Source organism: Streptomyces sp. NPDC039430, from assembly GCF_055639435.1.
Map to the genome: position 1 here is coordinate 275852 of NZ_JBVKAK010000004.1, position 19341 is coordinate 295192.

At 71.4% G+C, this 19341-nt stretch carries 19 protein-coding genes; 16 read left to right on the forward strand and 3 right to left on the reverse strand.

Translation table 11 applies throughout. The annotated features are described in order from the left end of the window. Positions 1 to 342 precede the first annotated feature (342 nt). Positions 343 to 1488 (forward strand): inorganic phosphate transporter, encoded by a 1146-nt coding sequence (locus tag ACZ7LS_RS13010; RefSeq protein WP_382519024.1) that lies wholly within the window; start codon positions 343 to 345, stop codon positions 1486 to 1488. Positions 1489 to 1502: 14 nt separating this feature from the next. Next, positions 1503 to 1754, forward strand: a complete 252-nt coding sequence (locus ACZ7LS_RS13015) for a hypothetical protein (RefSeq protein WP_385129703.1) — start codon at positions 1503 to 1505, stop codon at positions 1752 to 1754. Here the strand turns inward: ACZ7LS_RS13015 and ACZ7LS_RS13020 are convergent. After that, a complete protein-coding gene (locus tag ACZ7LS_RS13020; protein ID WP_382665528.1) occupies positions 1748 to 3334 on the reverse strand; it encodes a PstS family phosphate ABC transporter substrate-binding protein in 1587 nt (528 codons plus the stop codon). The genes ACZ7LS_RS13015 and ACZ7LS_RS13020 overlap by 7 nt on opposite strands. A 318-nt stretch (positions 3335 to 3652) precedes the next feature. On the opposite strand from ACZ7LS_RS13020, the gene ACZ7LS_RS13025 reads away from it, so the two are divergent. The 8 genes from ACZ7LS_RS13025 (at position 3653) to ACZ7LS_RS13060 (ending at position 11280) form a co-directional block, all read left to right on the forward strand. Then, entirely contained in the window at positions 3653 to 4741 is a 1089-nt protein-coding gene (locus ACZ7LS_RS13025) for an NADH-quinone oxidoreductase subunit B family protein (protein WP_385129705.1), read from the forward strand. 113 nt (positions 4742 to 4854) lie between these two features. Beyond that, the gene (locus tag ACZ7LS_RS13030; RefSeq protein ID WP_382519013.1) at positions 4855 to 6636 is read left to right on the forward strand and encodes a nickel-dependent hydrogenase large subunit; all 1782 of its coding nucleotides are present in this window, start codon (positions 4855 to 4857) and stop codon (positions 6634 to 6636) included. A 69-nt stretch (positions 6637 to 6705) separates the two neighbouring features. Further along, positions 6706 to 7659 carry a NifU family protein gene (locus ACZ7LS_RS13035; RefSeq protein ID WP_382519011.1) on the forward strand — a complete coding sequence of 318 codons (954 nt, stop codon included), beginning with the start codon at positions 6706 to 6708 and terminating at the stop codon, positions 7657 to 7659. Then, complete coding sequence (locus ACZ7LS_RS13040; RefSeq protein WP_385129707.1) at positions 7656 to 8414, forward strand: DUF5947 family protein; 759 nt, start codon at positions 7656 to 7658, stop codon at positions 8412 to 8414. Before ACZ7LS_RS13035 ends, ACZ7LS_RS13040 begins: the two co-directional genes overlap by 4 nt. Beyond that, a complete protein-coding gene (locus tag ACZ7LS_RS13045) occupies positions 8411 to 9049 on the forward strand; it encodes a DUF6084 family protein (protein WP_382665534.1) in 639 nt (212 codons plus the stop codon). Before ACZ7LS_RS13040 ends, ACZ7LS_RS13045 begins: the two co-directional genes overlap by 4 nt. Then, the gene (locus ACZ7LS_RS13050) at positions 9046 to 10548 is read left to right on the forward strand and encodes a hypothetical protein (protein WP_385129709.1); all 1503 of its coding nucleotides are present in this window, start codon (positions 9046 to 9048) and stop codon (positions 10546 to 10548) included. The genes ACZ7LS_RS13045 and ACZ7LS_RS13050 overlap by 4 nt, the downstream gene beginning before the upstream one ends. A gap of 1 nt (position 10549) precedes the next feature. Continuing rightward, positions 10550 to 11116, forward strand: a complete 567-nt coding sequence (locus ACZ7LS_RS13055; RefSeq protein ID WP_382518999.1) for a hydrogenase maturation protease — start codon at positions 10550 to 10552, stop codon at positions 11114 to 11116. A gap of 5 nt (positions 11117 to 11121) precedes the next feature. After that, a complete protein-coding gene (locus ACZ7LS_RS13060; protein WP_165371973.1) occupies positions 11122 to 11280 on the forward strand; it encodes a DUF6893 family small protein in 159 nt (52 codons plus the stop codon). A 71-nt stretch (positions 11281 to 11351) separates the two neighbouring features. Here the strand turns inward: ACZ7LS_RS13060 and ACZ7LS_RS13065 are convergent, their stop codons facing one another. After that, on the reverse strand, positions 11352 to 11750 hold the full coding sequence (locus tag ACZ7LS_RS13065) for a helix-turn-helix transcriptional regulator (RefSeq protein WP_382518996.1): 399 nt from the start codon (positions 11748 to 11750) through the stop codon (positions 11352 to 11354). A gap of 149 nt (positions 11751 to 11899) precedes the next feature. On the opposite strand from ACZ7LS_RS13065, the gene ACZ7LS_RS13070 reads away from it, so the two are divergent. From ACZ7LS_RS13070 to hypE, 6 genes are all read left to right on the forward strand, one after another. Then, the gene (locus ACZ7LS_RS13070; RefSeq protein WP_382518994.1) at positions 11900 to 12322 is read left to right on the forward strand and encodes a hydrogenase maturation nickel metallochaperone HypA/HybF; all 423 of its coding nucleotides are present in this window, start codon (positions 11900 to 11902) and stop codon (positions 12320 to 12322) included. Beyond that, complete coding sequence (gene hypB, locus ACZ7LS_RS13075; RefSeq protein WP_382665541.1) at positions 12306 to 13157, forward strand: hydrogenase nickel incorporation protein HypB; 852 nt, start codon at positions 12306 to 12308, stop codon at positions 13155 to 13157. Before ACZ7LS_RS13070 ends, hypB begins: the two co-directional genes overlap by 17 nt. Beyond that, positions 13154 to 15622, forward strand: coding sequence for a carbamoyltransferase HypF (locus ACZ7LS_RS13080; RefSeq protein WP_385129712.1), 2469 nt, complete (start codon positions 13154 to 13156; stop codon positions 15620 to 15622). The genes hypB and ACZ7LS_RS13080 overlap by 4 nt, the downstream gene beginning before the upstream one ends. Positions 15623 to 15688: 66 nt before the next feature. Then, positions 15689 to 16048 carry a HypC/HybG/HupF family hydrogenase formation chaperone gene (locus tag ACZ7LS_RS13085; protein ID WP_382518988.1) on the forward strand — a complete coding sequence of 120 codons (360 nt, stop codon included), beginning with the start codon at positions 15689 to 15691 and terminating at the stop codon, positions 16046 to 16048. A gap of 94 nt (positions 16049 to 16142) precedes the next feature. Further along, positions 16143 to 17285, forward strand: a complete 1143-nt coding sequence (hypD, locus tag ACZ7LS_RS13090) for a hydrogenase formation protein HypD (protein ID WP_385129714.1) — start codon at positions 16143 to 16145, stop codon at positions 17283 to 17285. Positions 17286 to 17403: 118 nt separating this feature from the next. Further along, entirely contained in the window at positions 17404 to 18393 is a 990-nt protein-coding gene (gene hypE / locus ACZ7LS_RS13095; protein ID WP_382519443.1) for a hydrogenase expression/formation protein HypE, read from the forward strand. A 73-nt stretch (positions 18394 to 18466) separates the two neighbouring features. On the opposite strand, the gene ACZ7LS_RS13100 is transcribed toward hypE, so the two are convergent. After that, positions 18467 to 19297 carry an aldo/keto reductase gene (locus ACZ7LS_RS13100; protein ID WP_385129716.1) on the reverse strand — a complete coding sequence of 277 codons (831 nt, stop codon included), beginning with the start codon at positions 19295 to 19297 and terminating at the stop codon, positions 18467 to 18469. Positions 19298 to 19341 lie beyond the last annotated feature (44 nt).

Here is a 19341-nt window from a genome sequence, read left to right on the forward strand (position 1 = left end):
AACCGCGCAGCCGTCTCACTGAGGGGCGAAGCCTGCGTCCACGGGTGATGTCCCGTCACCCGCGGTGCAGTGGAACCGTATTGGCGGAGGGTTTTCGATGCGGCATCAACGTATTGCGAAAACTCGCGAGAGTTTTGCATGCTGGCAACGGCCACCCTAATTTGTCAAGGCCGTGTCAAAATTCCGGTCCGCACCCTCGGAGCCCGTTCGGGCACGCCCGAAGGCGGCTCTCGTCGGAGCACGGCGCGAAGTGGCTGATCCACTCATCCTTTGGGAGGAAGCACCTGGTGTCCCCGCTCCGCCCGGCGTCCGGACACCGGTACCTGCGCTTGTATGAGGCGAATGGACCACATCACGTTGCTGGTGCCAGTGGTGATCTTGACCGCTCTGGCGTTCGACTTCACCAACGGATTCCATGACACCGCGAACGCGATGGCGACGTCGATCGCCACCGGGGCACTCCGCCCCAGGATCGCCGTACTGATCAGCGGCGTACTGAACCTCGCGGGCGCGTTCCTCTCCACCGAGGTCGCCAGAACGATCTCCGGCGGCATCGTGAACGACAGCCTGGTCACGCCGGGCATGGTCTTCGCCGGACTGATCGGGGCCATCCTGTGGAATCTGACGACCTGGCTGCTCGGTCTGCCCTCCAGCTCCTCGCACGCGCTGTTCGGGGGACTGATCGGCGCCGTGTGGGTGGGCGCGGGGCGGCAGGGCGTACATTTCGACCAGGTGATCGAGAAGATCATCCTGCCGGCGATCGCCTCACCGCTGGTGGCCGGGCTCGCCGCACTGGCGGCCACCTATTTCGCCTACCGGCTGACCGTCCGGGGCCGGGGCCCCTCGGTCGACCGGGGCTTCCGGCTGGGGCAGGTCGTCTCCGCCTCCCTGGTCTCCCTGGCGCACGGCACCAACGACGCCCAGAAGACCATGGGCGTCATCACCCTCACTCTGATCTCCGTGGGCGCGCTGGCGCCGAAGTCGGGACCGCCGCTCTGGGTCATCGGCTCGGCCGGGCTGGCCATCGCCCTCGGTACCTATATCGGCGGCTGGCGGATCATCAGGACCATGGGCCGGGGTCTCACCGATATCCGCGCTCCCCAGGGGTTCGCCGCCGAGTCGTCCGCCACGACCGTGATCCTCACCTCCGCCCATCTGGGCTTCGCCCTCTCCACCACCCAGGTCTGCTCCGGCGCCATCCTCGGCGCGGGGCTGGGCCGGAAGCTGGCGGAGGTCCGCTGGGGAATCGCGGGGCGGATGCTCATCGCCTGGTGCGTCACCCTGCCCGCGGCGGCGGCCGTCGGCGCGCTCGCCGCCGTGATGGTCGTCTACGGCGGGACCATCGGCACCATCGTCATCGCCCTGGCCGCCGCGGCCGTGGCCGTCTTCATCGTGATCGTCTCCCGGCGCCATCCCGTCACACCGGTCAACGTCAACGACGAACGCACCGTCACCGTCCGCTCGGGAAGCGCCAAGGCGAGTGCCTGAAGGGAGCAGACCGCATGGCTCTGAACTGGAACGACTTCGGGGAGGTGGCCCTCGTCAGCATCGGGGCCACCGTGGGGGTCGTGATCGTCTTCTCGCTGGGCGTACGCGCCGTGGCGCCTCGGGACGTGAACGGCGTCCGGCGCAGGGACGGAGCCCGGGTCCGTCCGCCGACCGCGGGGGCGAAGGCCGTCGCCGCGGTCTGTTTCCTCTCCTGCGCGGCGGCGGTCGCGTACGGCCTCTATCTGATCGTCCCGCAGTTTCACTGAGACCGGGCGGTCCCGCCGGCGGGTGCGGGCGGGCTCTCGCCGACGGCCCCACCGGCGCAGACCGTCTGCCCCTTCGGCGAGGAGCACGGCAGATGGCCGTGGGTACGGACCACGTCCTGCCCGCTGCCGCGCAGCAGATAGTTGAGGAAGCTGGAGACGAGGGAGTCCGCGGGCGGATTCCCGTAGGTGTAGGCGTACTCGACCTCCCGGAACGGATAGGCGCTCTCGGCGATGGTGTCGGCGGAGGCGGACAGTCCGTCCAGGCTCAGCGGATGCAGGCCCTCCGGCATGCTGCCGGAGCGCAGCTCCGTGTAGCCGATGGCCCCCGGAGTGCCGGCGACGGTGGCCAGGACCCGGTCCGTCCTGTCGAGTTCGCAGCGGAAGACCCGGGCGCGCGGGTCGTCCTTGCGGCGGCAGTCCGCCGACGAGTCGGCCTCCTCGAACTCGCCGCCGAGCACCCTGCGCTGGAAGATGTCGCGGGTCCCCGAGCCGGATTTCCGGCTGGCGAGGATGATGGGCAGATCGGGGCCGCCGAGTCCGGGCGCGTTCCATCGCGTGAGGTCGCCGCGGTAGATCCGGCGGACCTGCTCGGTCGTCAGGCCGGGCAGCGGGACGGAGTCGTTGACGACCAGGGTGTAGACGGAGACCGCGACCGGGTTCTCCCGCAGCCGGGGGAAGCCGTCCGTCTTGGGACCGTCGGAGAACGCGATCAGCGCGGGTGAGCCGTCCTTCGCGGCGGCGCCGCGCTCGTCCAGCTCCTGGATGCCCTCGCGGCTGCTGCGCGCGTCGACGTGCACGGTGGAACCGGCGCAGTCCTTCTCGTACTTGTCGGCGAGTTCCCGGGCGACCGGGTTGAAGGCGGTGGACCCCGTGATGGTCAGCACGCCCCTCGCGCACCCCATCGGCGGCCGGACGTCGTCGCGTACGACGATGATCGAGGCGAGTGTGACCACACAGACGGTCAGCAGGACGATGATCAGCCGGGACGCCCTGCTGAACAGGGGCGGGGTGTCGTCGGGGGTCGTCCCGCGGTTCGGGAAGACCCCGCCGTCCCTGATGCCACCGGTCACCCGGATCGCGTCGCCGACCCGCCCGCCGGTGAGCAGCACGAGCAGTTTGAAGTACTGGCCCTGGTTGAGCGGTACCCGGGGCAGGTAGACGCTGTCGTCGGCGTGGCGCAGCCCGGCGGAGGGGGTGAAGTGGTCGAGCAGATGGTCGGCGCCGCCCGGCGCGGTGACGGCGATGCCCCGGATGGTGCGGGAGCTGAACTCCACCGTCAGACCGTGGAGTTCGCGTCCCGTGTAGTCGGCGTCGGCGATGCTCTGGGAGCCGTCGTTCTCGATGCGCAGCAGGACGAGCGTGGCATCGGAGAGATGCGGGTTGTCCTGGAAGAGGCCGAGCCTGACCCCGGCCCGGCCGGTGCGCTCCGCGCTGCTCACCGGGGTGTCCAACTGGACCCGGTAGCCGATGCGGGTGCGCCGTGGCACGCGCCGCTCGTACCAGAGCACCCCCAGTGAGGCGACGACACCGAGGACCGCGGTGCCGACGGCGATGATGTTCTCCGCGCTGAGCCATTCCATGGCCGTGCGCCCCCCTCGAAAACGGACTCGAACAAGCGACCGATAGCGAAATCGTCCGGTCACCGTACGGTCGCCATGGGCGACGGGCCGCCCACTTCGCCACTCCGTGCTCCGCTGTTCGCCAAAGGTTCAGCGGGGCGCGGGCGGAACCCGGGCTCCGGGCGGGGCCGTCCGTCGGCCGGTTCATAGGACCATCCCGCACTTACCGAAAGCGGCCCGTCTCCGCTATCCAGGTAGGGAAGCTCGTGGGAGAGGCGCGCCACTCGTGTGCGCACCCCTCCCGGAAAGCCTCGCCCCGATTCCCGCGAGGAGGGGATGATGGATACCGCCACACCGGTCTCCGAGGGCAGCGCCACGCCCGGCGGAGAGCATGAGAAAGAAGACCCGACGGTCCATATTCTCTGGATCAACGCGGGTCTGAGCTGCGACGGAGACTCCGTATCACTCACCGCGGCCACCCAGCCGAGCATCGAGGAAATAGCGCTCGGGGCCCTTCCCGGACTGCCCAAGGTAGCCGTGCACTGGCCCCTGATCGATTTCGAATGCGGCCCGGTGCAGGGCGCCGACAATTTCATCGAATGGTTCTTCAAGGCGGATCGCGGAGAGATCGAACCCTTCGTGCTGGTCGTCGAGGGATCCATTCCGAATGAATCGATCAAGAGCGAAGGCTATTGGTGCGGATTCGGCGACGATCCCGAGACCGGGCAGCCGATCACCACCAGCGAGTGGATCGACCGCCTCGCCCCCAAGGCGCTGGCCGTCGTGGCCATCGGCACCTGCGCGACGTACGGCGGGATCCACGCCATGGAGGGCAACCCGACCGGCGCGATGGGGGTGCCCGACTATCTGGGCTGGGACTGGAAGTCCGGGGCGGGCATCCCGATCGTCTGCATCCCCGGCTGTCCGGTCCACCCGGACAACGCGTCGGAGACGCTGCTGTATCTGCTCTACCAGGCCGCCGGATCCGCGCCGATGATCCCGCTCGACGAACAGCTCCGCCCGACCTGGCTGTTCGGCGCGACCGTCCACGAGGGCTGCGACCGGGCCGGCTACTACGAGCAGGGCCAGTTCGCGACCGAGTACGGCTCGCCGCAGTGCCTGGTGAAACTGGGCTGCTGGGGTCCGGTCGTCAAGTGCAACGTCCCCAAGCGCGGCTGGATCAACGGCGTCGGGGGCTGCCCCAACGTCGGCGGCATCTGTATCGCCTGCACGATGCCCGGCTTCCCGGACAAGTTCATGCCCTTCATGGACGAGCCACCGGGCGGTCATGTGTCGGCGGCGGCCAGCGGTGCCTACGGCAAGGTCATCCGCAAACTGCGCGGTGTCACGGCCAGGACCGTCGACAAGGAACCGAAGTGGCGGCGCAAGGGCGACACGGTCCTGACCGGCTACCACCCTCCGTGGTGAGCCGCCCCGCGCGGTGTACCGGCCCCTGGTGAACCGCCCCGCCCCGTGTCCCACCCCGTGGTCCCACCCCCTGGTGATCCGGTCCCCCACCGTTGAGGAAAGGTGCGCACCCCATGGCGCCGACGAAGCGAGCCGAGGACAGCAACGGCCTGATGGAGATGTCCTGGGATCCGATCACCCGGATCGTGGGCAGTCTCGGGATCCACACGAAGATCGACTTCAAGCAGAAGCGGGTCGCGGAGTGCTACAGCACCTCGTCCGTCTTCCGCGGCTACAGCGTCTTCATGCGGGGCAAGGACCCCCGGGACGCGCACTTCATCACCAGCCGCATCTGCGGCATCTGCGGCGACAACCACGCGACCTGTTCGGTGTACACGCAGAACATGGCGTACGGCGTGAAGCCCCCGCACCTCGGCGAGTGGATCATCAACCTCGGCGAGGCCGCGGAGTACATGTTCGACCACAACATCTTCCAGGAGAACCTGGTCGGCGTGGACTACTGCGAGAAGATGGTCCGCGAGACCAACCCCGGCGTCCTGGACCTGGCCGAGCGCACCGAGGCGCCCCACGCGGGCGACCACGGCTACCGCACCATCGCGGACATCATGCGCTCGCTCAACCCGCTGGAGGGTGAGTTCTACCGCGAGGCGCTCCAGGTCAGCCGGGAGACCCGGGAGATGTTCTGTCTGATGGAGGGGCGGCATGTCCATCCGTCCACGCTCTACCCCGGCGGCGTCGGAACCGTGGCCACCATCCAGCTGTTCACGGACTACCTGACCCGGCTGACGCGCTACGTGGAGTTCATGAAGCGCGTCGTCCCGCTCCACGACGACCTGTTCGACTTCTTCTACGAGGCGCTGCCCGGGTACGAGGAGGTCGGCCGGCGACGGGTGCTGCTGGGCTGCTGGGGCGCCTTCAACGACCCGGAGCACTGCGACTTCACGTACCGGAACATGTCCGACTGGGGACGGCGCATGTTCGTCACACCGGGCATCATCGTCGACGGCAAGCTCATCACCAACGACCTGGTCGACATCAACCTCGGCATCCGGATCCTGCTCGGCAGCTCGTACTACGACGACTGGGCGGGCCAGGAGAAGTTCGTCGAGCGCGACCCGCTGGGCAACCCGGTGGACGGACGTCATCCGTGGAACCAGCACACCATCCCGGCCCCGCAGAAGCGGAACTTCGAGGACAAGTACAGCTGGGTGATGTCCCCGCGCTGGTTCGACGGTACGGACCATCTCGCGCTGGACACCGGCGGCGGCCCCCTCGCCCGGCTCTGGTCCACCGCGCTGTCGGGGCTGGTCGACTTCGGGTACGTGCGCTCGACCGGGCACAGCGTCGAGATCAACCTCCCGCGCACCATGACCAAGCCGGAGACCACCTTCGAGTGGCGGATCCCCCAGTGGAGCAACGCCCTGGAGCGCAACCGCGCGCGCACCTACTTCCAGGCGTACGCCGCCGCCTGCGCGCTGCACTTCGCGGAGCAGGCGATGGAGGAGGTCCGCTCGGGCCACACCCAGACCTGGGAGAGCTTCGAGGTGCCGGACGAGTCGATCGGCGTCGGCTTCACCGAGGCGGTACGCGGTGTGCTCTCCCACCACATGGTGATCAGGGACGGCAAGATCGCCAACTACCATCCGTACCCGCCCACTCCGTGGAACGCCAGTGTGCGTGACTCCTACGGCACACCGGGCCCGTACGAGGACGCGGTGCAGAACACACCGATCTTCGAGGAGAACCCCCCGGAGTCCTTCAAGGGCATCGACATCATGCGGGCGGTGCGCAGCTTCGACCCGTGTCTGCCGTGCGGCGTCCATATGTACGTCGGCGGTGGCAGGACCATCCAGGAGACCCATATGCCCACCGGGCTCAGCGGGTTCGCCGGCTGATCCGCGCAGGCGCAGTCGCAGTCGCAGGTCCGCCCGGAGCCGTCCCCACCGGAGGAAAGGCACCGTGACATGGCAGCAACGGCCAAGGAGCAGCAGGCGGGTGAGCACATCGCCGCGCTGCTCGATGATCTCGGGAGATCGATGGGGCCCGCGGGGCGCGATCTCGCGGACGAACTCGTGCACAGCATCGTCGAGTTCTACGGGAGCGGGCTGGCCCGTGTGGTCGAGCTGCTGCGCGACGCGCCGGACGGCGCCGACCCGCTGAGCCTGCTCGGCGGCGACGAACTCGTCGGCGGACTGCTGGTGCTGCACGACCTCCACCCCGAGGACACGCTGACCCGGGTGGGCCGGGCGCTGGACGAGGTCCGCCCGTATCTGGGGTCGCACGCGGGCGATGTGGACATCGCCGGGCTCGATCCGGAGGGCGGCGAGGGAGCGGACGGACTCACCCTCCGGCTGCGGCTGCGGGGCAGCTGCGACGGCTGTCCGTCCTCCGCGCAGACCGTGCGCTGGACGATCGAGGAGGCCGTGGCCCGGCGCGTGCCCGAGATCTCGAAGGTGGAGGTCGAGGGAGTGACGGAGGAGCGGCCGGGACCGGAGCTTCTCCAGATCATGTCCCGGCCCCCGGACGCGCCGGCCGGCGACATACCCGCCGGTGACGTACCCGCCGGTGACGCCGGCGGTTCGGCGGGTGTTCCGGCCGAGTGGCAGCCGCTGACGGGGCTGCCGGCTCTCGCCGACGGCGAGTCCGCCGTGTACGGGAGCGCGGGCACCCCGCTGCTGCTGGTCCGGCTGCCGGGCAATCTGTACGCGTACCGCGACCACTGTCCGGGCTGTGCGGGCCGGCTGGGCGAGGCGGCGGTGGTCGGCGAACGGCTGCGCTGTCCGTCCTGCGCGGCGGAGTACGACATCCGCCGGGCCGGCCGGGGCGAGCGCGGCCATCTGGAGCCCGTCCCCCTGCTGGAGGAGAACGGCTCCGTGCGGGTGGCGCTGCCGGGCGTCCTGCTGGGGACGGGGCCATGACGGCCCGCCCCGCCCCGGCAGGGGGCGTCCCCGGCGCGGCGGAGCACTCCCCGGGCGGACCGACCGGGCCGACGGGACCGACCGGACCGACGGGGCCGACCGGACCGGCCGCCGTATCGGGCCCGTCCGGGCTCCGCGGCTTCACCCGCCGCCCGCCGCCCGCGCGGGAACGGTGCGAGCTGTGCGCCGAGCCGCTGTCCGGTGAGCACCGGCATCTGGTCGACACCCGTAAGCGGTCGCTGATGTGTGCCTGCGCCGGCTGCTATCTGCTGTTCACCCGGCCGGGCGCGGGTGCGGGCCACTTCCGCGCGGTGCCCGACCGCTATCTGGCGGACCCGGACTTCACCCTGGACGAGGAGAGCTGGAACCGGCTCCAGATCCCCGTCGGCCTCGCCTTCTTCTTCCGCAACTCCGAGCTGGACCGGCTGGCCGCGTTCTACCCCAGCCCGGCGGGCGCCACCGAGAGCGAGCTGGACCCGGACACCTGGCGCGACGTCCTCGGCCACAGCCGGCTGGCGGCGCTGCTGCGGCCCGACACCGAGGCGCTGCTGATCCGGCGCGAGCGCGAGGCGGAAGGACCCGGCACGGGTGAGTGCTATCTCGTGCCGGTCGACGCCTGTTACGAGCTGGTGGGCCGGATGCGGCTGCACTGGCAGGGGTTCGACGGCGGCGCCGAGGCCCGCGCGGATCTGGCGGACTTCTTCGCCCGGGTCCGGGCCGCGGCACGCCCCCCGGCGGAGGAGGACGGCCCATGACCGAGCTGGAGTTCTCCTGTCTCGATGTACGGCCGGAGCCGTACGGTACCGGCCCGACCCTGCTGTTCCGGCTGCGGATCGAGGCGGCCGGGGGTGCGCGGGTGCACGCCCTGGCGCTGCGCTGCCAGCTCCGGATCGAACCCGTCCAACGTCGGTACGCCCCGGCCGAGATGGAGATGCTCGGCGATCTCTTCGGCGAGCCCGAGCGGTGGAGCAGCACGCTCAAACCGCTCCAGTTCGCCCATGCCTCGGTGACCGTGCCCGGTTTCACGGGCGCCGCCGAGATCGAGCTGCCGGTGCCCTGTACGTACGACATGGAAGTGGCGTCCGCCAAGTACTTCCGCGCCCTCGCGGACGGTGAGATCCCGCTCCTGCTGCTGTTCTCCGGCACGGTCTTCACCGGTGAGCGCGGCTTCACCGCGGAGCCTGTCCCCTGGCACAAGGAGACCGGCTTCCGGATGCCGGTCAAGGTCTGGCAGAACATGATCGAGCAGTACTTCCCCGGCTCCGGCTGGCTGCGGGTACGCGACGACTGTCTGGAATCCCTGCGCCGCTACCGCTCGGAGCGGGCCCTGCCCTCCTGGGAGCGGGTCTTCGAGGAGCTGCTGCGCACCGCCGAAGGAGGGCAGCCATGACCGGGGACACCGTGGAGCGGGTGACGGCGGGCTTCACCGAGGCCCGCCGGGTCGCGGACGCGCTCCTGTTCGAGGGGTACGTGCTGTATCCGTACCGCGCCTCCGCGCGGAAGAACCAACTGCGCTGGCAGTTCGGCGTATTGGTGCCGCCGGCCTGGCAGGACGCGGGCGGCGAGCACACCTGGCAGCGTACGGAATGCCTCCTGGAGCCCCGCCGCGCCGACCGGCTCCTCGTGGAGCTGCGGTTTCTCCAGGTGCGCCGCCGGACGGTCGAGCGGCTCTCGCCGGACGGCGGGAGCTGGACCGAGGCGGCCGAACTCGACCTGCCCGACCGGGTGCTGGTGCCCTGGGACGAGGGCGAGGAGGAGCGCGTCGCACTCGACGTGCCGCTCGCCTGGCTCACCGGGGAGGGGCACACGCGGCGGTTCGACCTGCCCGGCGGGGTGGAGCACGAGCCGGTGCACGACGGCGCGGCCGGGGTCGTCGGGCGGCTGGTGCGCCGCACCCGGCCGCTGGCGGGCGAGATCCGGCTCACCACCGAGCCGCTGCCCGGTCCGTACGGGGCGCTGCGGCTGACCGCGACCGTACGCAATGTGTCGGCCTGGACGCCCGGTCCGCAAGAGGCGGGCGACCGTGCGTCCGCCCTGCCGCACAGCCTGATCGGGGCGCATCTGCTGCTGGGGCTGCCCGGCGGGCGGTTCCTGTCGATGGCGGACCCGCCGGAGTGGGCCCGGCCCGCGGCGCGCACCTGCCGCAACGAGCACACCTGGCCGGTACTGGCCTGCGAGGAGGGCCGGGACGAGGTCATGCTGTCCTCGCCGATCATCCTCGACGACCACCCCGAGGTCGCGGCGGAGAGCCCGGGACCGCTGTACGACTCCACCGAGATCGACGAGATCCTCTCGCTGCGTACGGCCGCGCTCACCGACCGGGAGAAGCGCGAGGCACGGGGGACGGACGCCCGCGCCGCCGAGGTGATCGATCTGGTGGACGGTATGCCGGCCGAGGTGATGGAGCGGCTGCACGGCGCGATCCGCGGACTGCGCGAGGTGACCGGCGAGCCGACGGGCGCCGACGACGTCGGTATCGGCCTGACCGTCGTGGACCCGTCCGCCGCGCCCCCCTCGGCCGGGCTCCGGCTGCCCACCGGGCCGGGACTGCCCTGGTGGGACCCCGCCCAGGACACGGCATCCGCGCCCGGCGGGGGCACGGTCACCGTCGACGGGCAGGTGCTCGGCGCCGGAAGCAGAGTGCTGCTCCAGCCGGGACCGCGCAGGTCCGACGCCCAGGACATCTTCCTGACGGGCCGCACGGCGACGGTCGAGGCGGTGCTGGAGGACTTCGACGGCGAGACCCATATCGCGGTCACCGTGGACGGGGATCCCGGCGTCGATGTACGGCGCGAGCAGGGCCGGTTCCTCTACTTCCGCCCCGACGAGGTGGATCCCCTGCCGGAGCCCGCGCGGGACGGCGCGCGGGACGGCGAAGGAGGCGTCTGACATGGCCGCCACGGAATCCGTCTCCGTACCGCTGCCGGACAGTTCGCACGGCAGGACCCTGATCGCGGGCATCGGCAACATCTTCCTCGGCGACGACGGCTTCGGCGTCGAGGCCGTCCGCAGACTGACCGGCCGGCCGCTGCCGCCCGGGGTCGACCTGATGGACGCGGGCATCCGGGGTGTCCATCTCGCCTACCGGCTGCTGGACGGCTACCGCAGGCTCGTGCTGGTCGACACCGTCGACCGCGGCGCTCCCCCGGGCACGGTCTATGTGATCGAGGTGGACCCGGCGGGCGCCTCGCCGGAAGGGGCGCCGCCCGCCCAGCTGGACGGGCACGGCATGGACCCGGCGGCGGTGCTCCGGCTGGTCGGGGATCTGCACGCCGGGGCGGGCGGCACGCTCCCCGAACACGTCCAGGTGGTCGGCTGCCAGCCGCTCTCCGCCGAGGAGGGCATCGGGCTGAGCGCGCCGGTGGCCGCCGCCGTCGGACCGGCGGCGGACCTCGTACTCGACCTCGTACGGCGCCCGCCCGGCGCGGCCGCCGGCACGGCACACCGAAGGAGATGAGTTCCATGCACACGACACGTCCGATGAAGGGAATGGACCACGCCAGGGACACCGATCTGACCTGGTTGTGGGTCTGTGCCGGGGTGGTCATGGCCGGAGTGGCCTACGAGACGGCGAAATCCGTGCCCGACCTGCGCCGCTATCTGCGCATGCGGCGCATGTGAGCGGCGAGGGAGAGGCGGGAGGGCGCCGGGGCCGGCGGACCGGACGGCGGACGGACCGGGTGCCGGCCGGATCAGGTGGCGGGCCGGCGCCCGAACAGCGGCTGTACGTCGGCGTCGCTCCCCGCGAGGTCCGGACCGTTCAACTGGGCATAGCGCTCCAGGAACAGGTGCAGCGTGCTGTGCAGTTCCCCCAGCCGGACGAACCACAGCGCCAGACTCATCGCCCCGGCCGCGGTGATCTCGTACTCCCGGCGGGCCGGTCCGGAGGCGGACGCCCGCCACTGGGAGGAGATCTGGCCGCACTTCTCCATGCCGCGCAGCAGCCGGTAGACATGCGCGGACTCGGCCTCGGCCCAGCCGAACGCGCCCAGCCGCTGGGTCAGTTCGTATCCGTGTCCCGGCCGTTCGGAGAGCAGCAGCAGGATGACGGGGGTCATCAGCGCCCGGCGTTCTGTGTCATGCGTCGTCATGGCGGCGATCTCCTGCGGGTGGCCGGGCGACGGTGCGGACAGTGGCCCTCTCCCACGCTAACCAGCCTGGTCCGGCCGGGCCAGCCGTCACCCGTCGGCGCGGCAGCGGACCGCCGGACCCGACAGGACTCCTCGACGAGGTGAGAGCCGTGCATGAACTGTCCATCGCCACCGCCGTGGTCGCCCAGGTGGAGGAGGCCGTCCGTACCAACGGCGGCGTTCGCGTCATCTCGCTGCGGCTGCGGATCGGCGAGCTGGCGGGTGTGGTGCCGGAGGCGCTCCGGTTCTCCTTCGGGCTGGCGAGCGAGGGAACGGTCCTCGCCGGGGCCCGGCTGGAGGTGGAGGCCGTCCCCGGCCGCGCCCGCTGCGAAGGCTGCGGCCGGGAGAGTGACACCGGCGTGCCGCCGATGCTGTGGTGCGCCGACTGCGCGCGCCCGCTCGGCGAACTGCTGTCGGGACGGGAGCTGGAGATCGCCGAGGTCGTCCTCGCGGATCCCTCGGATGCGCCGGGCCCGGTGAGCGGTGACGATCGGGATACGCCCGAGGAGGCAACCCATGTGCCGAGTGGTTGATCTGCGTCAAGCCGTGCTGGCCAAGAACGACGCCAGCGCCGTGGAGTTGCGCGAACATCTCGCCGCCCGTGGAACGACGGAGGTGAATCTGCTGTCCAGTCCCGGCAGCGGCAAGACGGCGCTGCTGGAGGTGCTGCTCGCGCGGGCCGTCTCCGGGGGCACCGCCGTCGCCGCGGTGACCGCCGATCTGGCCACCGAGAACGACGCGCGGCGGCTGGCCCGCGCCGGTGCGCCGGTCAAGCAGGTGCTCACGGACGGGCTGTGCCATCTGGAGGCCGGGATGCTCCGGGCGCGGCTGGACGGCTGGCTGCCACGGGACACCCGGGTGCTCTTCGTGGAGAACGTCGGCAACCTGGTCTGCCCCGCCTCCTACGATCTCGGGGAGAGCCTGCGGATCGTGCTGGGCTCGGTGACCGAGGGCGAGGACAAGCCGCTCAAGTACCCGACGGCGTTCGGCCTCGCCCATCTCGTGGTCATCACCAAGACGGATATCGCGGAGGCCGTCGAGTTCGACGCGGCGGCGTTCCACCGCAATGTGCGGCAGGTGAATCCGGGAGTGCCGGTGCTGGAGACCTCGGCGCGGACCGGCGCGGGCGTGGACGAACTGCTGGCCCTGATCCTCGGGGTCGCCGACGGGGCTCCCGTCCACCGGCCGGTGCTCGCGCGTCAGCACGAGCGCTATCTGCACCACGATCACGGCGACGAGGACGGCCATACGCACGGGGAGCACGCGGACGGCCCCGCGCACACGCACGAGGGGCACGCGGCCGGCCACTCCCACGAGCACCCGGCCGCCGCCCCCGTCCCCGTCCCCGGAGCGGCAGACGCGCCATGAGCCGACCCGTGACCGACACCGACACCGATACCGGCGCGGGCGCCGGCTCCGACAGCGCCGTCGCTCCCCCGGGGGCCCGGCACGCCTCCCTCGAACGCCGGCGCGTGGTCGTACACGGCGTGGTCCAGGGCGTCGGCTTCCGCCCGTTCGTGTACGCGCTCGCCAGTGAACTGGGCCTGACGGGCTGGGTCACGAACAACGCGGACGGTGTCGAGACGGAGGTGGAGGGAGCGCTGCCCGACGTGGCGGCGTTCTGCCGGCGGCTCGCCTCCGACGCTCCCCCGCTGGCCATCGTCGAATCCGTCGAGCCGCGGACCGTACCGACCGCCGGCGGCAGCGGGTTCACCATCCGCCCCTCGGCGGGCGGCGGCGGCCGTACCCTCGTCCCGCCCGACATGGCGACCTGTGACGACTGTCTGGCGGAACTGGCCGACCCCGGCGACCGCCGCTACCGCCATCCGTTCATCAGCTGCACCCACTGCGGCCCCCGCTTCACGGTGGTGACCGGACTGCCGTACGACCGGGCGCTGACCACCATGGCGGGCTTCCCGCTCTGCGCCGACTGCGCGCGCGAGTACGCGGACCCCGCCGACCGGCGCTTCCACGCCCAGCCGGTGGCCTGTCACGCCTGCGGTCCCCGGCTCACGCTGGTCACCCGGGGGTCCGCGGGTCCGCGTCCGACCGGTGAGGACGCCCTGGCCGGGGCGCGCCGGCTGCTGGCCGCGGGAGCGGTCGTCGCGGTGAAGGGGCTCGGCGGCTATCACCTCGCGTGCGACGCCTCCGATCCCGCCGCCGTACAGACGCTGCGTACACGCAAGAACCGTGGCGCGAAGCCGTTCGCCGTGATGGCAGGCTCGCTGGAGACGGTGGAGCGCCTCGTCTTCACCAGCCCGCTGGAGCGTGAGCTGCTGCTCGGCCGGCGCAGACCCGTCGTCCTGCTGCGGCGCCGTGACGGTTCCGGGGCCGGGCCGGGATCCGGGTCCGGGTCCCGGGGGCGGGCCGGATACGGCCCGCGGTCCCTCGTCACGGACGGTGTCGCGCCCGGCAGTCCCGATCTCGGGGTACTGATGCCGTACACGCCCGTGCATCATCTGCTGCTCGGCCTGCCCGGTGATCCGGCCGGCCCGCCCGTGCTCGTGATGACCAGCGGCAACCGGTCGGGCGAACCCATCGTCACCGATGACGAGGAGGCGCTGGTCCGGCTGGACGGTCTCGCGGACGCCTGGCTGACGCACGACCGGCCGGTGCGGGTGCCGTGCGACGACTCGGTGGTACGGGTGTGCGCGCGGCAGGAGTTGCCCGTACGGCGCTCGCGCGGCTACGCGCCGCTGCCGGTCGCCCTGCCCGTCGAGGTGCAGCCCGCGCTCGCCGTCGGCGGGGATCTGAAGAACACCTTCTGTGTCGCGGAGGGCCGGTACGCGTGGCTGTCGGCGCATGTCGGCGACATGGACGACCTGGCGACGCTGACCGCCTTCGAGAGCGCGGTGGGCCAGCTCTCCGAGCTGACCTCGGTCACCCCCCGGTTGCTCGTCGCGGACCTGCATCCTGGCTACCGCTCGGGGCAGTGGGCGGACCGGCACGCGGAGGGCCGGCCGGTGCGCCGTGTCCAGCACCATCACGCGCATGTGGCGTCCGCGATGGCCGAACACGGCCTGGACGGCTCGGTGCCGGTGATCGGTGTGGCCTTCGACGGCACCGGCTACGGCGACGACGGCGCGGTGTGGGGCGGTGAGGTGCTGCTCGCGGACTACGACGGCTTCCGGCGGTTCGCCCATCTCGCGTATGTGCCGCTGCCGGGCGGCGACGCGGCCGTGCGCAACCCGTACCGGATGGCGCTCTCCCAGCTGCGGGCGGCGGGCCTGCCCTGGTCCGATGAGCTGCCGTGTGTCGCCGCGTGCCCGCCCGCGGAACGGCGCCTGCTGGAGCGTCAGCTCGACCGGGGGATCAACTGCGTGCCCACCTCCAGTATGGGACGGCTGTTCGACGCCGTCGCGTCACTCGCCGGGGTGTGCCATCGCGTGGAGTACGAGGCCCAGGCGGCCATGGAGCTGGAGCACGCGGCGCTGACGGCGGCCGGGGACATACGGTCCTCCGGCTACCGGTTCGGGCTGCCCGCCGCCCCGAGGCCGGGGGATGCGCCGTGGTCGGCCGACCCCGCGCCGGTGCTGGCCGCCGCCGTCGAGGACCTGCGGGCGGGCGCGGACGCGAGCACGGTGGCCGCCCGGTTCCATGGCGCGGTCGTCTCGCTGGTGCACGAGGTGTGCCGGGCGGCCCGTGACCGTACCGGACTGGCCACCGTCGCACTGACCGGCGGGGTGTTCTGCAACGCCCTGCTGACCAGCGGCTGTGCGCAGCGGCTGGAGCGCGACGGATTCACCGTGCTGCGGCACCGCACGGTACCGCCGAACGACGGCGGGCTGGCGCTGGGCCAGTTGATGGTCGCCGCCAGGATTCGGCCGAGCTGAGCCACCGGCCGGGCTTCCGGCCGGACCGACCACCCGTTGACCACCGTTTGACGTGAAGGAGGAGCGATGTGCCTTGCCGTGCCCGGCAGAGTGCTGGAGATCGAGGAGCGCGACGGGACCCGGATGGCCCGGGTCGACTTCGGCGGCGTCGTCAAGGACGTCTGCCTGGAGTACGTACCGGAGATGAAGGTCGGTGATTACGCGATCGTCCATGTCGGCTTCGCGCTCCAGCGGCTCGACGAGGAGTCCGCGAAGCAGACGTTGGCGCTCTTCGAGAATCTGGGCGTTCTGGAGGAGGAGTTCGGCGACGCGTGGGGGCGGGCCGCGCGGGAGGCGGGCGCCGAGCGTCCGGCCGGCACGCCGCCGGCCCCGGGGGTGGCGCGGACCGGCTCCGCCGGCCCCGAGCCCCTCAGTCCCCGGCCCTGAGCGCCCGTGCCCCCTACCACGAATCCCGAATCCCGAATCCCGAGTCCTGAGTCCTGAGTCCTGAGTCCTGAGTCCTGAAGGAGGAGACCAATCGATGAAGTATCTCGACGAGTTCAGCGATCCCGAGCTGGCCCGGCGCCTTTTCAACGATATCCGCGCCACCGTCACCCGGCCCTGGGCCCTGATGGAGGTCTGCGGCGGCCAGACCCATTCGATCATCCGCCATGGCATCGACCAGCTGCTCCCCGAGGGCGTCGAACTCATCCACGGCCCCGGCTGCCCCGTCTGTGTGACCCCGCTGGACACCATCGACAAGGCGCTGGAGATCGCCTCCCGCCCCGACGTCATCTTCTGTTCCTTCGGCGACATGCTGCGGGTGCCCGGCAGTGGCCGTGACCTGTTCAAGGTCAAGAGCGAGGGCGGGGACGTACGGGTCGTGTACTCCCCGCTCGACGCGCTCAGGATCGCCCAGCGGAATCCGGACCGTCAGGTGGTCTTCTTCGGGATCGGGTTCGAGACCACGGCTCCGCCCAACGCCATGACGGTCTACCAGGCGAAGAAGCTCGGCATCGCGAACTTCAGCCTGCTGGTCTCGCACGTACGCGTGCCCCCGGCGATCGACGCGATCATGAACTCGCCCGACTGCCGCGTGCAGGCGTTCCTCGCCGCCGGGCACGTCTGCACGGTGATGGGGATCGGTGAGTACCCCGAACTCGCCGAGCGGCACCGTGTCCCCATCGTCGTCACCGGCTTCGAACCGCTGGACATCCTGGAGGGCATCCGGCGCGCCGTACGGCAGTTGGAGGCCGGGGAGCACACCGTCGAGAACGCCTATCCGCGCGCGGTGCAGACGGAGGGGAGCCCGGCCGCGCAGGCCATGCTGGCCGATGTCTTCGAGGTCACCGACCGGGCCTGGCGCGGTATCGGCATGATCCCGGCCAGCGGCTGGCGGCTGTCGCCCGCGTACCGGGAGTACGACGCGGAGCACCGCTTCTCGGTGACGGGGATGCACACGGAGGAGTCCACGGAGTGCCGCAGCGGTGAGGTGCTCCAGGGGCTGATCAAGCCGCATGAGTGCGAGGCGTTCGGTACGACCTGCACCCCGCGTAATCCGCTCGGCGCCACGATGGTGTCGAGCGAGGGCGCCTGCGCCGCGTACTACCTGTACCGCAGGATGGCGACACCGGAGGCGGCGGGCACCGCCGGTACGCGCGAAGAGGTGACTTCCCTTGGCTGAGACGACCGGGCTCCGGGTGAACGAGGCGGACGCCGTCCTGCCCGCGGCGCCGCCCGCCATCGCCGACTTCTCCGGGTGGACCTGTCCCGCCCCGCTCCGTGACCACGCGAAGGTCGTGATGGGACACGGCGGCGGCGGACAGCTCTCCGCCGAACTGGTCGAACATCTCTTCGCTCCGGCGTTCGGCGGCGATGTCCTCGCGGAGCTGGGCGATTCCGCGACCGTCACTCTCGGCGGGGCGCGGCTCGCCTTCTCCACCGACTCGTACGTCGTCCGCCCGCTGTTCTTCCCGGGCGGCAGCATCGGCGATCTCGCGGTCAACGGAACGGTCAACGACCTGGCCATGATGGGCGCCACACCCGCCTATCTGTCCTGCGGGTTCATCCTGGAGGAGGGCGTCGAGCTGGCCACGGTCGGCCGGGTGGCCGAGGCGCTCGGAGCGGCCGCCAGGGCCGCGGGGGTGGTCGTCGCCACGGGTGACACCAAGGTCGTGGACGCCGGGCACGGCGACGGCATCTTCATCAACACGGCGGGCATCGGGCTGATCCCGGACGGGATCGACATCCGTCCGCGCCGGGCCGCGCCCGGCGATGTGGTCATCGTCAGCGGTGCGATCGGTGAGCACGGCGTGGCGATCATGAGCGTCCGGGAGGGCCTGGAGTTCGGGGTGGAGATCGTGAGCGACACGGCGCCGCTCGCCTCGCTCGTCCAGGCCATGCTGAACGTCTGCCGCGATCTGCATGTGCTGCGGGATCCGACCCGGGGCGGGCTGGCGACCTCGCTCAACGAGATCGCGTCGGCGGCGGGGGTGGGGATCACCCTGCGGGAACGGGCGCTACCGGTCCCGGACTCCGTCGCCAACGCGTGCGCGTTCCTGGGCCTCGATCCGCTGTATGTCGCCAATGAGGGCAAGCTCGTGGCGTTCGTACCGCCGGAGCACGCCGACGAGGTGCTGGCGGCCATGCGGGCGCATCCGCGGGGCCGCGGGGCGGTGGCGATCGGCACGTGCACGACGGACCACCCCGGCATGGTCGTGGCGCACACCGGTCTGGGCGGCACCCGGGTGGTGGACATGCCACTGGGTGAGCAGCTGCCCCGTATCTGCTGACGCGCCCCCGTATCCGCCGACGCGCGCCACGGCCCGGACACGGCGGGACCGGGCACCGCGCACGCGCCGCCGGTCAGAACTCCTCGTGGTGCTCCGGGTCGCCGCCGAGCCTGCGGTGCGGCCCCGCCGAGATCCTGTCCAGTTCACCGGCCGTCAGCTCGAATCCGAAGATGTCGAGATTCTCCCGCTGACGGCCGGGGTCGGCCGACTTCGGGATGGGTACGGCGCCGAGCTGGGTGTGCCAGCGGAGCACCACCTGCCCCGGGGTGACGCCGTGCTCTTCGGCGATCGCCACGGTCTCCGGGTCCTTCAGCAGCCGGCTGCCCCGCCCGAGCGGACTCCAGCTCTCGGTACGGATCCCCTTGGCCGCGTGCACGGCGCGCAGCTCCTCCTGGGGGAAGTCGGGATGCATCTCGATCTGGTTGACCGAGGGCAGGACGCCGGTCTCCGCCTCCAGCCGCTCGATGTGCGCCGGAGTGAAGTTGGAGACGCCGATGGACCGGACGAGCCCGTCCTCCCGGAGCTTGATCATGGCCTTCCAGGAATCGACGTACTTGTCCGCGCGCGGCAGCGGCCAGTGGATGAGATAGAGGTCCACGTAGTCGAGGCCGAGCTTGGCGCGGGACTCCTCGAAGGACGCGAGGGTCGCGTCGTAACCGTGGTGCCGGCCCGGCAGCTTGGTGGTGACGACGATGTCCTCGCGCGGCACCCCGGCGCGCGCGGCACCCCGTCCGGTGCCGGTCTCGTTGCGGTAGTTGAGCGCGGTGTCGATCAGCCGGTAGCCGAGTGCCAGCGCGCCGGCGACGGCCTTCTCGCACGCGTCGTCGTCGAGCGGATAGGTGCCCAGACCGACGGCGGGCAGGGCGGTGCCGTCATTGAGCGTGTGGACCGGGGTACTGGTCACGGATCTCTCGCTTTCCTCGCGCGTACCGGTCCGTCCAGCGTAGA

Coding starts and splice junctions, on each gene's coding strand:
- ACZ7LS_RS13010 (WP_382519024.1), top strand. CDS start 343: ATGGACCACATCACGTTGCTGGTGCCAGTGGTGATCTTGACCGCTCTG.
- ACZ7LS_RS13015 (WP_385129703.1), top strand. CDS start 1,503: ATGGCTCTGAACTGGAACGACTTCGGGGAGGTGGCCCTCGTCAGCATC.
- ACZ7LS_RS13020 (WP_382665528.1), bottom strand. CDS start 3,334: ATGGAATGGCTCAGCGCGGAGAACATCATCGCCGTCGGCACCGCGGTC.
- ACZ7LS_RS13025 (WP_385129705.1), top strand. CDS start 3,653: ATGGATACCGCCACACCGGTCTCCGAGGGCAGCGCCACGCCCGGCGGA.
- ACZ7LS_RS13030 (WP_382519013.1), top strand. CDS start 4,855: ATGGCGCCGACGAAGCGAGCCGAGGACAGCAACGGCCTGATGGAGATG.
- ACZ7LS_RS13035 (WP_382519011.1), top strand. CDS start 6,706: ATGGCAGCAACGGCCAAGGAGCAGCAGGCGGGTGAGCACATCGCCGCG.
- ACZ7LS_RS13040 (WP_385129707.1), top strand. CDS start 7,656: ATGACGGCCCGCCCCGCCCCGGCAGGGGGCGTCCCCGGCGCGGCGGAG.
- ACZ7LS_RS13045 (WP_382665534.1), top strand. CDS start 8,411: ATGACCGAGCTGGAGTTCTCCTGTCTCGATGTACGGCCGGAGCCGTAC.
- ACZ7LS_RS13050 (WP_385129709.1), top strand. CDS start 9,046: ATGACCGGGGACACCGTGGAGCGGGTGACGGCGGGCTTCACCGAGGCC.
- ACZ7LS_RS13055 (WP_382518999.1), top strand. CDS start 10,550: ATGGCCGCCACGGAATCCGTCTCCGTACCGCTGCCGGACAGTTCGCAC.
- ACZ7LS_RS13060 (WP_165371973.1), top strand. CDS start 11,122: ATGCACACGACACGTCCGATGAAGGGAATGGACCACGCCAGGGACACC.
- ACZ7LS_RS13065 (WP_382518996.1), bottom strand. CDS start 11,750: ATGACGACGCATGACACAGAACGCCGGGCGCTGATGACCCCCGTCATC.
- hypB (WP_382665541.1), top strand. CDS start 12,306: ATGTGCCGAGTGGTTGATCTGCGTCAAGCCGTGCTGGCCAAGAACGAC.
- ACZ7LS_RS13080 (WP_385129712.1), top strand. CDS start 13,154: ATGAGCCGACCCGTGACCGACACCGACACCGATACCGGCGCGGGCGCC.
- ACZ7LS_RS13085 (WP_382518988.1), top strand. CDS start 15,689: ATGTGCCTTGCCGTGCCCGGCAGAGTGCTGGAGATCGAGGAGCGCGAC.
- hypD (WP_385129714.1), top strand. CDS start 16,143: ATGAAGTATCTCGACGAGTTCAGCGATCCCGAGCTGGCCCGGCGCCTT.
- hypE (WP_382519443.1), top strand. CDS start 17,404: ATGGGACACGGCGGCGGCGGACAGCTCTCCGCCGAACTGGTCGAACAT.